Source organism: Bacillus sp. FSL K6-6540 (assembly GCF_038007545.1).
Genome location: NZ_JBBOXH010000001.1, coordinates 1,444,546 through 1,457,436 on the forward strand (window position 1 = coordinate 1,444,546; position 12,891 = coordinate 1,457,436).

The 12,891-nt window shown below is 52.6% G+C and carries 8 protein-coding genes; 5 read left to right on the forward strand and 3 right to left on the reverse strand.

Annotation, left to right across the window (positions count from 1 at the left end; all coding sequences use genetic code 11):
- Positions 1-12: 12 nt before the first annotated feature.
- Both MHH82_RS06210 and MHH82_RS06215 read left to right on the forward strand, forming a co-directional pair.
- Positions 13-2,571: a glycoside hydrolase family 2 protein gene (locus MHH82_RS06210; RefSeq protein ID WP_340964381.1), complete on the forward strand. Its 2,559-nt coding sequence runs from the start codon at positions 13-15 to the stop codon at positions 2,569-2,571.
- A gap of 343 nt (positions 2,572-2,914) precedes the next feature.
- Positions 2,915-3,457 (forward strand): RBBP9/YdeN family alpha/beta hydrolase, encoded by a 543-nt coding sequence (locus MHH82_RS06215; protein WP_036662283.1) that lies wholly within the window; start codon positions 2,915-2,917, stop codon positions 3,455-3,457.
- A 376-nt stretch (positions 3,458-3,833) separates the two neighbouring features.
- Here the strand turns inward: MHH82_RS06215 and MHH82_RS06220 are convergent, their stop codons facing one another.
- The 3 genes from MHH82_RS06220 to MHH82_RS06230 form a co-directional block, all read right to left on the reverse strand.
- The gene (locus tag MHH82_RS06220) at positions 3,834-5,654 is read right to left on the reverse strand and encodes an ABC transporter substrate-binding protein (RefSeq protein ID WP_012819358.1); all 1,821 of its coding nucleotides are present in this window, start codon (positions 5,652-5,654) and stop codon (positions 3,834-3,836) included.
- A 76-nt stretch (positions 5,655-5,730) separates the two neighbouring features.
- A complete protein-coding gene (locus MHH82_RS06225; protein WP_012819359.1) occupies positions 5,731-7,239 on the reverse strand; it encodes an ABC transporter permease in 1,509 nt (502 codons plus the stop codon).
- 13 nt (positions 7,240-7,252) lie between these two features.
- Complete coding sequence (locus MHH82_RS06230) at positions 7,253-8,695, reverse strand: ABC transporter permease (protein WP_340964390.1); 1,443 nt, start codon at positions 8,693-8,695, stop codon at positions 7,253-7,255.
- 145 nt (positions 8,696-8,840) lie between these two features.
- On the opposite strand from MHH82_RS06230, the gene MHH82_RS06235 reads away from it, so the two are divergent.
- From MHH82_RS06235 to MHH82_RS06245, 3 genes are all read left to right on the forward strand, one after another.
- Positions 8,841-10,583, forward strand: coding sequence for an ABC transporter ATP-binding protein (locus tag MHH82_RS06235; RefSeq protein WP_036662294.1), 1,743 nt, complete (start codon positions 8,841-8,843; stop codon positions 10,581-10,583).
- 211 nt (positions 10,584-10,794) lie between these two features.
- Positions 10,795-11,430 (forward strand): SGNH/GDSL hydrolase family protein, encoded by a 636-nt coding sequence (locus MHH82_RS06240; protein ID WP_009589707.1) that lies wholly within the window; start codon positions 10,795-10,797, stop codon positions 11,428-11,430.
- Between the two features lie 321 nt (positions 11,431-11,751).
- Complete coding sequence (locus MHH82_RS06245) at positions 11,752-12,873, forward strand: sugar ABC transporter substrate-binding protein (protein WP_012819362.1); 1,122 nt, start codon at positions 11,752-11,754, stop codon at positions 12,871-12,873.
- The last annotated feature ends 18 nt before the right edge of the window (positions 12,874-12,891 follow it).

Genomic DNA, 12,891 nt, shown 5'->3' on the forward strand with positions numbered 1-12,891 from the left:
AGAGAGACTATCATGAATTTTAACGTTATGACTTTAAATCAATGGAAATTCAAAGCGTGCGACGAATCCGAGTGGCTGCCGGCCCAGGTGCCGGGCTGCGTTCATACCGACCTGCTGAAGAATGGCATCATCCCCGATCCCTTCTACGGGACGAATGAGCATGACCTGCAGTGGATCGATAAGAAGGATTGGGAATATGAGACGTCGTTTGATGTGGATTCGAATCTGAACGCCCAATCCCGCATCGAACTCGTATTCGACGGATTGGATACCTACGCGGATGTGTACGTGAACGGGGCCAAGGTGCTTTCCGCCGATAATATGTTTCGTTCATGGCGAATCGATGTGAAATCGCAGCTCAAGGATTCGGGAAATGTGATTAAGATCCGCTTCCGTTCCCCTATTCAGGAGGATTTGCCGAAGCTTGAGAAGCTCGGATATCCGCTGCCTGCTTCGAATGACCAGTCCGAGGTTGGCGGGATGGGCGAGCAGAAAGTGAGTATTTTTGCCCGGAAAGCGCCCTATCATTACGGCTGGGATTGGGGACCGCGTTTCGTGACCAGCGGGATCTGGCGGGAAGCCAGGATCGAGGCTTGGTCTGAAGTCAGGCTGGATGATGTGTTTATTCGCCAGGATGAGGTTACGGCAGAATTGGCCAGGGTCACGGCCGTTGCCACCATTGCGGCGGAGCATGCTTGGCAAGGCGTGTTTCGGGTAAGTGCGGGCGGCCAGACATGGGAACAGGATGTTCGGCTGGAAGAAGGCCGTCATTCGGTTGAATTGAGCCTTGAACTTGCCGAGCCGAAGCTGTGGTGGTGCCGCGGCTTGGGCGAGGCTCATCTGTATTCGTTCCATGCCGAGCTGGCGGAAGCGGAGCGGACCGTATCGGAGAAAAAGGTTCGATCCGGCCTGCGCAGCGTCAAGCTGGTACGGGAACAGGATAGCCGCGGCACGTCCTTTTACATCGAGCTCAACGGCACGCCTGTGTTTGCTAAGGGAGCGAACCATATTCCGAACGACAGCTTCATAACGGAAGTGACGGCGGAACGCTACCGCCATGAAATTGCGTCCGCAGCGGAATCGAACATGAATATGCTGCGCGTATGGGGCGGCGGTATTTATGAAGAGGATGTCTTTTACGATCTGTGTGATGAATACGGGCTCATGGTATGGCAGGATTTCATGTTTGCTTGCAGCATGTATCCGGGCGACGAGGCATTTCTGGAGAACGTGCGGCTGGAAGCGGAGGAGAACCTGGTCCGTCTGCGGAATCATCCGAGCATCGTGCTCTGGTGCGGCAACAACGAGATTGATTCCGCTTGGGCGCACTATGAAGAGAAGGGCGGCTGGGGCTGGAAGCAGGACTATACTGAGGAGCTCCGCGAGAAGATCTGGAGCGACTACGAAAAGGTGTTCCATGAAATTCTTCCTGAGGCCGTAACCGATTATGCGCCGGGAGCGGAGTATTGGCCTTCCTCCCCGCTGGTATCGCTCAGCCATGACAAGGAGCAGCATGCCAATCCTTCCACAACGAGCGGGGATATTCATTACTGGGGCGTGTGGCATAACACGGAGCCGTTTGACAACTACAACGTTTACGTCGGCCGATTTATGAGCGAATACGGGTTCCAGTCCTTCCCGGAACCGAAAACGGTGCGGACATATGCGGAAGATCGCGATATGGAGCTGGAGTCGAAGGTCATGCTGGCTCATCAGAAGAACGGTGCCGGCAACCGCTTGATCAAGAGTTACATGGATCAATATTATAACGAGCCGAAGGATTTCGAGGCTTTCCTGTACATGAGCCAGATCCAGCAGGCCGAAGCGATGAAGACGGCGATCGAAGCTCACCGCCGCAATAAGCCGTATTGCATGGGCACGCTGTATTGGCAGATGAACGACTGCTGGCCGGTCGCTTCGTGGGCAGGCATGGATTACCTCGGCAGATGGAAGGCGCTGCAGTATGTGGCCAAGCGCTGCTTCCGGGATGTCAGTCTCTCGGTCGAATCCAAGGAACAAGAGATTCGGGTTCATCTCGTATCCGATATTTCAGAAGCGGTCCAGGGCACGTTGAAGGTCCAGTTAGTCGATTTTAACGGAAAAGAGCTCTATGGATCCGAGCAGCCGATCCGTGCGGAAGAGCAAGCGTCGCTCGTTGTATTCCGGGCTGCGGCCGATGAGCTGCTCCACGGACATGATCCATCCGAGGTTGTACTCCTGGCGCAATGGCTTCAGGATGGAGTCGTGGTTGACAGCAAAACATTCTATTTCGTGAACGACAAGCATCTTCGTCTGCACAGCCCGACCATCAGCGTAAAAGAAGTCGAGGGAAGCGACGGCGCGACGTTCGTGCTGGAGAGCAACGTGCTTGCCCGCCACGTATGGCTGTCCGCCGAAGCGGAAGGCTTCTACAGCGATAACTTCTTTGACCTGATTCCGGGCATCCCGGTGACCGTATCCTTCAGCCGCCGAGATAACGGAGAGCAGGCATTTGTAACAGATAAGCCGGGCCGGGCCGAGGTTCGGTCCATGGCCGATTGCATCGACCCGGCGATGGTGCAGACCGTGTAATTCATCCTGCAATCATTCGCTAAAAAGAGCCGCCCCTACAACCGATTCCGGTGCAGGGGCGGCTTTGTTTGTCTTTAATGGAGCCATGAATTTGATGCTGAAACGGCAAACCATTTCTTTGTTGGCGTCATCATAAGCGGGGGATCCCGGGGTTCGACACCTTGAACTCGACATACCTTTATATGGTAAAGGGTATGCCAAGGGTTTCTGATACAGGTCGGATGGGGTCAGATGTCAGCAAACGAAAAGAAGTCCGGCATGCTGCTATCGGTTATTCTAGGTTGGTACACATCCTGTTGGACATGCTCATACCCATTAACAAAGCTCGGGAAGGAGACGAATCATGAAAAAACAAGTTTTGTTCATCCATAGTGCCGGCCCGCAAGGCAACCGCCAAGGAAGCAGCGGCTTGATCGACCATTTACAAGAACAGCTCGGTGAAGCTTATCATGTCTTATCTCCCGGCATGCCGGATCCGGATTACGCTCTGTGGAAAGCGCAGATTGTCAATGAAATCAAGGCATTGGATGGGGAGGTGCTGCTGGTAGGTCATTCCCTCGGCGGTTCCATTCTGTTGAAACACCTCTCGGAAGAAGACGGGCAGCTAACCGTCTCTGGATTGTTTTTGATTGCCGCCCCTTATTGGGGCAAAGACGACGATTGGCAAAACGAAGAATATGCATTGTCCGATTCATTTGTTTCCAAGCTGCCGCAACTCCCGAACCTCTTCCTATACCACAGCCGGCACGACCCGGTGGTGCCTTTTGCACATGCTCAGCACTACGCGAAGCAGCTTCCCGAGGCCGTCACCCGGGTATACGAGGGTGACGATCACTACTTCCGCGAGGGCTTGCCCGAGCTTGTAGACGATATCAAGCGGATATAAAAAAGGGACGACATTTGCTGCGCGTGGCTAATCATCGGTCCTTTTGATCTTTAAAAAGCAACTTCGAATATGCTTCCAAAGTCAGCCCGTCCATGCCAGACTTCAGCGGAGAAGGCGGAATGATTCTGGAGAAGCGAAGCGGGCTCCTTTGCCACCGGATTTCTACATTTAGAAAATCCATTCATGGAAATCTGGGGGCAACAGAGATCGGAAGAATCATCCGCATGCGGAGCGATGCAAATAACCAGAGCGATGCAGAAGAATTTCTCACTCCCATTGCGATGCTATGGGAGCCACCCAGAAGTAAAGCGGCCGTCCATATAAATCTCGCATAAAAAAGACGACATCAGCTTTTCGCTAATGTCGTCCTCTTTTTTTACTTGCTCGCTTTATATGCGCTCAAGAATTCCTTCACCTTCGCCGGATCGGCTACCAGCTCGTTGCCCGTTTTGACGATCGGGCTGACGGTGGAGTAGGCTTTGATTTTGTTGTTGTTGTAGTAGGCCAGGATTTCATCCTGGTTGATCGAGTAAAGCACCGCTCTTCTCAGATCGTCGCTTGTGGCCACATCACGGTTCTTCGTATTGAACAGCAGGTAGGATACGGCGTTGCTTTCGATCGTTTGCAGCTTCAGCTTGCTGTCGCCTTTCACTACGTCGTATTTCGTTTCCGGAACGCCGTAGTACAGGTGGATTTCGCCGCTGCGCAGTGCGGAGAGCGTGCTGTCCGCATCTTTGATAAAGCGTACTTTCACTTGCTCGATTTTCGGTTCGTGCTCCGTGCCCTTCATGTAGCCAGGGTTTTTGAAGAAGGTGGCTTCATAGTCATTCTTGGAAGACAGGATATACGGACCGCTCGCATACAGCGTGTTGTTGTATTTATCGCCTTCAGTTACGGTGTTCTGGTCGCCGTAAGGGATGTCTTTGTTCACGTCGAATTTCTCAACGTCATACGTATTGATGGATTCAACTTGCTTCTTCGATACGATACCGGCCGATTGGTGAGCCAGGTAGTTCAATACTTGCGGGAACGGCTCGGTTGTCGTCAATTTGATGACTTGGTATTTGCCGTCTTTCGTGCTTGCTTGATTCTTGTCGCCCACGAGGGAAGCGATCTTGGTATCCAAGCCGGCTTCCAGTGCTTCCTTGACGCTTTCGCTGCCGCCGGAAACCTTGGTGTTTTCCAGTACGCTCAGGTCGGTTACGGCTTCAACGGTGTTGATGTGCTCGTGAAGCGTGTAGGTACGATGATCAGGCACCGAATTTTTGTCTTTCGCTCTGTTCATGGAGAAGATGACATCGTCCGCGCCTACGCGTTCGCCGGAATCTTCCGCTTTTTTGTTCGTGATTTTTGCAAAGTTAATGTCGTCTCTAAGAATGAAGTAGTACTCCGAGTTGCCTTCGCCGATGGCATGGTTATAAGACAGCGAGCCTTCGGACGTGATCTTGTCATCGTCGGTCAGGTTGATCAGACGTACGTTCATGTTGGTGTTGATGATGTTAATGGAACCGTCGTTGCCCTTGATCGGGTCAAGCGAAGTCAGTTCAGAGATCGATTGGGACAGAATCAGCGGCTGCGTCGCACGCTTGGATTGGTCTTTGAAATCGACGGCTTCCCAAGGCAGGGAACGGGATTTCGAAAGACGAACGGAATTCTCGTCCAGCACATCCTTGTTGAACGCTTGGCTCTTCAGGGAGATGTACAATGGAGCAATGTAAGCTTTGTCCGTTACCAGACGTTGTTCCAGCTGCTTGTAAGTCTCAACGGCGTCTTCCGGCGTTTGCGTGGCCGCTTGGTCGATCAGCTTGTCCACTTCCTCGTCGGACATGATGCTGTAGTCGCCGCCGGTTTTGAACAGGGAACGAACGGCATAGTCAGGGTTACCCGTTACGGTTGTCCAGCTAGACAGCGCGATGTCGTAATTGCCGGCATCCTGCTGTGCCTTGAAGCTGCCGTAGTCCGGCTGCAGATTCAGCTTCACGTTGAAGCCGTTCTTGGTGAGCTGGTCGCGAATGATGTTGACATCGGATTCGTTAGAGCTCATGCCAAGCAATTCAATATTAACAGCGGATGTGTCTGTAGCTGTATCCGCTGGTTCTTGCTGATTTTGCTGTGCATCATCTTTGGTTGTTACGTTGCATCCGGCCAGTACGATGACTAGCGAGAGGAACAATAACAGCAAGGAACTCTTTTTCATTGGTGATACCCTCCTGAGTTGTATATATAAAATATTTTTTGAAACCAACGTTAGTGTGCCCGGGGCACGAAAAGCTTTAATCGAGCTTCGGATCAAGCGCATCCCGCAATCCGTCGCCAAGAAAGTTGAAGGACAGGACAAGCGCGATGATGGCCAGACCCGGATAAATCGCCAGATACGAATGCGTCTCAAGGTACGTGCTTCCGATCTTCAGGATATTCCCCCATTCCGGGATATGCGGCTCGACGCCGAGACCCAGATAACTCAAGCTGCTCGTCGAGATGACGGCTGCACCAATGGTTAACGTCGATTTGACGATCATGGGCGCGAGCGAGTTGGGAACGATATGCTTGAAAATGATCGAAAAATTGCTCGAGCCGAAAGCTCTGGCCGCATCGACGTACTCAAAGGTGGAGACCAGGAGCACATTCGCCCTCATGGTTCTTGCATAAGTCGGTATAGCTCCTACGCTGAGCGCCAGAATGAGGTTGACGGTATTGGCTCCGAATGCGGCAATGATCGCAATGGCGAGCAGGATGCCCGGAATGGCGTACAGCACGTCCAGCAATCGCATGATGACGTTGTCGGTATGGCGGCCATAGTAGCCTGAGACGGCACCGAGAATGCCGCCGATGACAACCGGAATCGCCGTAGAAGCGAATCCGACGATCAGCGAGATGCGGGCCCCGAATACGATCCGGGAGAACAAATCCCGGCCGAAGTTATCCGTACCGAAGGGGTACGCCAGGCTTGGCGGCTGCAGGATGGCGCTGTAGTTGTTATCGATCGCAATGCTGTAATCGAAGGTAAACAGACTGGTCACCGACAGGCAGAACAGGAAGATCACGAAGAACAGTCCGGACATGGCCGTCGAATTGGCAGTAAGCTTTACCCATACGTCGCCCCAGCGGGTCATCGCGGGATTGCCGTTCTTGCGGATCTTCGCAAGCAGGTTGATGCCAAGCACCAGAGCAAAAATATTGCCCGTTGCCGCAGTCAGAATGATCGGAAAAGCAAGCCAGGTCAATGCCGGATGCGCATAATTCGATTTTACGTACCTGGCAACGAGGATAAGCGCGATCAGCTGAACGACGGCTATAACCAGAAGCACGGCCATGGCCGGCAGGAACGTATTCGAGACGTAAGGCTTGAACAGATTCAGCGCCGATATCGCGATGGCAAACAGCTGGGTTAGCAGCATGTAAACGGCAATCGTATATTCGGGAGGCTTCTGTTTTTTGATCAGATTGAAACCGAACGTGACGGTAAACAGATTCCCCGTAACGATGCTCAGCAGCTGAACGTAACCCAGGATCCTGGTCAAGCGCCGGATTTCTCCGTCCCTTTGAAGATCCCTTCGGATCAGCAGCGTAATGATGATCTGTATGATCGTAAACAGTGCATATGCCGCAAAGGCGGCGAACACCCACGGTTTGATGGTTCCCCCAGTGAAATCAAAGCTGTTCAGAAGCAGGATCACCGTTAAGGTCAGAGAGATAACCCATGTGAAGCTGGCTTGACTGTACTCGTGTGAGGATTTCAGCTGGTGTTTGGTTTCTGGTTTGGAAAGAAGCTTCTTAATCATGAGTACACCTGCTTTAGTATTGTTTCATCTTGGACCTGATCCGTGGATCGAAGAATGCGTACAAGATATCGATGATGACGTTCACCAGCGATATGGTGATGGCGGTGTAAACCACGCCGCCCATGATGGCCGGGATGTCAGGGATAAATTGTTTATCCACGATGTAGCTGCCGATACCGCTGATGTTGAATACCTTCTCCGTAACGGCGGAACCGCCGAGCATCCCGCCGAACTGAAGTCCGATGACGGTAATGATCGGAATGATGGCATTGCGGACAGCATGCTTCATCAGAATGGTGCGCTTGCCCAGCCCCTTTGCTCTGGCTGTGATCATATAATCTTCATTAATGACTTCCAGCGTGGAGGAGCGCGTCATTCGGGCCACCGAAGCGGTAAGTCCCGTCCCGAGTACGATCACCGGCATGATCATGGACAGCCAGTTCTCCGGATTGAAGGTGGCGGGCAGCCACTGCAGCTTGATCGAGAAATTTAGGATGAAGATCAGTCCCTGCCAGAAGTTCGGAATGGACAGCCCGATCAGCGCTATGAACATAAACGTATAGTCAAAGAACGAATTCGGTCTCGTGGCCGAGATAATCCCGATCGGCAATGCGATCGCAATCGCGATGATCAACGAAATGACCGTAAGCGTCAGCGTGATCGGAAACTTTCTGGCGATGCTGGAGGTAATCTCTTCGTTGCCCGAAAAGGATTTGCCGAGATCGAAGTAGGCGATTCCTTTAATGTTGTTCCACAGCTGCGTCAGATAGCCCTGATCGAGTCCTTGCATTTTGTTGAAAGCCGCGATCTGTTCCGGCGTTGCCGTCTCGCCCAATATGTTGGCCGCGGGGTTGAACGGCGACAAGTGAAGAATCGTAAAGACGAGCACCGCTACGCCAAAGATAACGAATACCGTCATCACGAGTCTCTCCAAAATATATTTCAGATAGGGATTGCTGTACAAAAAAATAAGGATGTACATCAGCAGGCCCGGAATAAGTGATATAATGAAGAACAACGGGTTCTCGATAAGAGAACCGAACGTATCGGCCAGAGTCAGCCGTTTGCGATTGTTCAGCTTCAGGTCCTTGGCGGTCCGATCCTTGAGGACTTCACGGAACCTTGCCTCTGCGATCTTGTCGACTTCCTGTCGGAGCTGAGTCTCGCTGATTTTTTGCTTGAAAAACTCATGCTTGCGTTTCTGCTGCTCCATCATCTCGGAGCGAAGGGCCTCCAGATATCCGGCGGCCAGCATCTCGCTGCGTATGCGGTTCTCAGCCGCCGCGTAGTCATCCTTCTTTCTCTGGACCAAATAAAATAGGAAGACCACGAGATTCACGGGCGCTCCCAATAATAATAGTAAGTATCTATAAGAAGGATTCAGAAGGATCTTACTGTATGTGCTGCTTATCGAACTTATGAGTCTGTTTGGTCTTGCTGCTTCTGTCCCCCCCATAAGGTGCCTTTCCTCCTTGTTTCAAATTGCATTATTCCGAGTGATATAGTATATTTTATTTTAGCCTATTTTAAAAGTCAATAGATTATAAGAGTTGTAGAGTATATTACTTTAATGACATAAGCATAATGGCAGGTGAGCAGAGTTGGAACCGATATTGCAGGTTAAAAATTTGAGCGTGGCCTTTCAATCCCGTGATTCAGAATTTCACGCGGTGCGTGGGGTCAGCTTTGAGGTGAAGAAAGGGGAGACTCTCGGTATCGTCGGAGAATCCGGGAGCGGCAAAAGCGTCACGGCACGCTCGATCATGCGGCTGCTGCCTTCCCCGCCTTCTTATATGAAGGATGGAGAGATCCTGTTCCTTGGCCAGAACCTGGCCGAGAAAACCGAGAAGGAGATGGAGAGCATCCGGGGACGCGATATCGGGATGATTTTTCAAGACCCGATGACCTCGCTGAATCCGACCATCCGCATCGGGGAACAAATATCGGAAAGTCTGGTCAAACACCAGAAGCTGTCCAAGCAGGAAGCGAAGCAGCAGGCGCTTGACATGCTCAAGCTGGTCGGCATCCCGAACAGCGAAGCGCGGTATAATCAATACCCGCACGAGTTCTCGGGCGGCATGCGGCAGCGGGTGATGATCGCCATCGCCCTGGCGTGCCGACCTGCGCTGCTGATTGCGGACGAGCCGACGACGGCGCTTGACGTAACGATTCAGGCCCAAATCCTCAATCTGATGAAAAATATGCAGGAGCACTTCGGTTCCTCCATTATATTGATCACGCACGATCTCGGCGTTGTGGCGGGCATGTGCGACCGCGTGGCCGTGATGAAAGACGGTGTGATCGTGGAGACGGGAACGACGGAGGAGATCTTCGAGAATCCTCAGCATCCCTATACCTTGAAGCTGTTAAACGCGCTACCGCGCCTCGACGAGAAGAAGAAAGCGAAGCCGGCGCCGATCATCGTGCCAAGCACGGATTACAAAGGACCGCTGTTAGAGGTGAAATCCCTGAAGCAGTATTTTGATATGGGCAAAGGGAATGTGCTTAAAGCGGTGAATGATATCAGCTTTCATATTCAGGCGGGGGAGACCCTCGGGGTCGTCGGCGAATCCGGCAGCGGAAAATCAACGACGGGACGGGCCATCCTTCGACTTCATCAGCCGACGGGCGGAGAAGTGCTGTATCAGGGGATGTCCGTGAATCGCCTCTCCCCTTCGGAAATGAAGGCCATGCGGCGCCATATGCAGATGATCTTCCAGGATCCGTATGCTTCGCTGAATCCCAGATTGAAGGTCGTGGACATTATCGGCGAAGCGCTGGATGTCCATAAGTTAACCGGCAGCAAGCAGGAGCGGAAGAAGCGGGTCGAGGAGCTGCTGGATATGGTCGGACTGGATCCGGCTTATGCGACGCGCTACCCGCACGAGTTCTCCGGCGGCCAGCGCCAGCGGATCGGGATTGCGCGGGCGCTGGCGGTCGAGCCGAAATTCATCGTGTGCGATGAGCCGCTCTCCGCGCTCGACGTGTCGATCCAATCGCAGATCGTGAAGCTGCTGGAGGAGTTGCAGCACCGTCTGGGCTTGACCTATCTGTTCATTGCGCACGACCTGTCGATGGTGAAGCATATCAGCGACCGCGTTGCCGTTATGTATATGGGCAAGATCGTCGAACTTGCGGAAAGCGAGGAGCTCTACTCCAATCCGCAGCATGATTATACGAAGTCCTTGCTTGCGGCGATTCCGGTGCCCGATCCGAAGATCGAATCCAAGAAGAAACGGGTCCTGCTGGAAGAACGCACCGGAGAGGATAAATATAATCTGGAGCATTCCGAGCTTGTGGAAGTATCGGAAGGCCACTGGGTGGCCATGCCGACCGGAGCCTAATCGAATAGAACAAACCTGTCCCGACCGGAGTCGGGGCAGGTTTTTTTTATCCAAAAAAATCGATGCGAATCGACGATTTGCAGGGTTCATAAAAAGGAATTGAGCCCTGCACGGCAAATATTTAAATGTTAGGAAGCGTTCTCACTACACATGAGCCTACGAATTTCCAAGTGTACGCACAATAGCAACATACCGATGAGGAGGAAGTGGAATGAATCGTTTGCAGCAAGGGGATGTCGTATTATTTCAAGGGGACAGCATTACGGATTGCGGTCGCGACCGCAACTTTTCCGGCAGCTTGGGGAACGGCTACCCGCTATTGATCGACTCGTTGTTCGGCATGAAATTTCCTGAGTTGAACGTTACCTTTTTGAATAGAGGGATCAGCGGAAACCGGGTCGTCGACTTGAATAACAGATGGCAGGAGGATTGCCTGGACCTGAAGCCGGACTGGGTATCCATCTATATCGGAATCAACGACACTTGGCGCCGATATGATAGCGGGGACCCGACAAGCACCGAGGATTATAAAGCCGGGTACCGCAAATTGATCGAACGGACGAAAGAAGCGCTGGACGCCAAGCTGATTCTGGTCGAACCGTTCGTGCTGCCTCATCCGGAGGATCGGAGAGCCTGGCGCGAGGATCTGGATCCGAAAATCACGGCGGTCCGCGAATTGGCGGTGGAATACGGAGCCCTCCTGGTGCCGCTGGACGGATTGTTCGCTGCGGCGTCGGTGCGTCGCGAAGCTGCCTTCTGGGCGCCGGACGGCGTGCATCCGTCACCGGCCGGACACGGCCTGATCGCGAAGGCCTGGCTCGAAACGATGGGCGTTTCTTTGGGCTAACGCTTAACGGTTGGTCTTAGAGCTGAAGCTGGAAGCAACAAACGCTGGATGCACGGAATCCGTGCTCCTAATGGAAAGAGATCGGGCGCGAATGTCGTGCCCGATCTCTTTTTTTAAATGAGAATAGCTATAGGTATGAAATATGGGTTCATAGCTGCCGATACAATTAGAAATGTTAGAAATCACTTTCATTTTTTTTGCGTATGTGGTGTAATGCATTAAAGCGAAAAAATAATGGTTGACGCCTCCTTTTAAATCCTATAGGATTACTTGTATTAATTAATATTCGTCTTTTTTACGGAAAACAGGGGGAGAGAGAACATGAAAGCCATGAAACATGTAAGGAAATTATCGGCGCTGGCGCTGGCGTTTGTGATCGTATTGACCGGATGCGCCGAATCGGGCAGCGGCGGCGGCAGCGCGTCGGGCAATCTGGCGGACAAGGTCGAGAACCTGCCGGCAGGCATTGCCGAGAAGGATCCGGTGAAATTGATGGTCGTTCGGAAAATCGGAGGCGATGACCACACGGCTCAATTTTTGGCAGGGGCGAAGCAGGAAGGCGAGGCTCTCGGGTTTAAGGTGGATACCTTCTCGGCGAATGGAGACTCCGCTAAATTCCATGACGCGATCGCGCAAGCCATTGACAGCGACTACGATGGATTTATCATATCGCATGGCGACGATCCTGCATCGGTTCAGGACGTGAAGAAGATTACCGAAAAGGGAATTCCGGTCGTCACCTTCGACTCCTTGCCGGAGATCGGTGACATTGCAGGGGTAACCCAGACATCGCAGGATGACGAGCAGCTCGCAAAGCTGGCGTTGGACAAGCTGATTGAAGAGCAAGGGCCGGAGGCCAACATCGTTTACCTCTGGGTAGACGGATTCCCGCCGATGGTGCGTCGTAATGCCGTATACCAGGAAACGCTGAAGAACAACCCGGGCATCAAGGAAGTGGAGCGTTTCGGCGTAGCGAGTGACCAGACTTCCTTGGAAACGCAAAACGCGGTATCCGCTATCCTGACGAAATATCCGAAGGGCGAAATCGATGCAATCTTCGCAACCTGGGATGCATTCGCCATCGGCGCGGCCAGAGCGCTGGAGGAAGCGGGACGCAGCGAGGTTAAGATTTACGGCATCGACGTATCCAACGCGGACCTGGAACTGATCCAGAAACCGGACAGCCCTTGGGTGGCTACCGCAGCTGTAGATCCGAAGATGATCGGCGCCATCAACGTTCGTTTGCTGGCTAAGAAGATTGCAGGCGAGGAAACGCCTGCTACGTATAATCTGGAGCCTGTATTGATCGAGCGCTCTGGCCTCGAGGGTGCTACCGAAGCGGTCAACATGGTTAATTTGGCCGATATTATCCCGAGCTGGGGAACAAGCACGGAATTCGAAGAGGACTGGATGAAGGCATTGAAAGAAGCAGGCGGCAAATAAACAGCAATATTCATACAG

Excerpts from the sequence above, each read along its gene's own strand:
- MHH82_RS06210 (WP_340964381.1), top strand. The coding sequence starts at position 13 with ATGAATTTTAACGTTATGACTTTAAATCAATGGAAATTCAAAGCGTGC.
- MHH82_RS06225 (WP_012819359.1), bottom strand. The coding sequence starts at position 7,239 with ATGATTAAGAAGCTTCTTTCCAAACCAGAAACCAAACACCAGCTGAAA.
- MHH82_RS06215 (WP_036662283.1), top strand. The coding sequence starts at position 2,915 with ATGAAAAAACAAGTTTTGTTCATCCATAGTGCCGGCCCGCAAGGCAAC.
- MHH82_RS06230 (WP_340964390.1), bottom strand. The coding sequence starts at position 8,695 with ATGGGGGGGACAGAAGCAGCAAGACCAAACAGACTCATAAGTTCGATA.
- MHH82_RS06240 (WP_009589707.1), top strand. The coding sequence starts at position 10,795 with ATGAATCGTTTGCAGCAAGGGGATGTCGTATTATTTCAAGGGGACAGC.
- MHH82_RS06220 (WP_012819358.1), bottom strand. The coding sequence starts at position 5,654 with ATGAAAAAGAGTTCCTTGCTGTTATTGTTCCTCTCGCTAGTCATCGTA.
- MHH82_RS06245 (WP_012819362.1), top strand. The coding sequence starts at position 11,752 with ATGAAAGCCATGAAACATGTAAGGAAATTATCGGCGCTGGCGCTGGCG.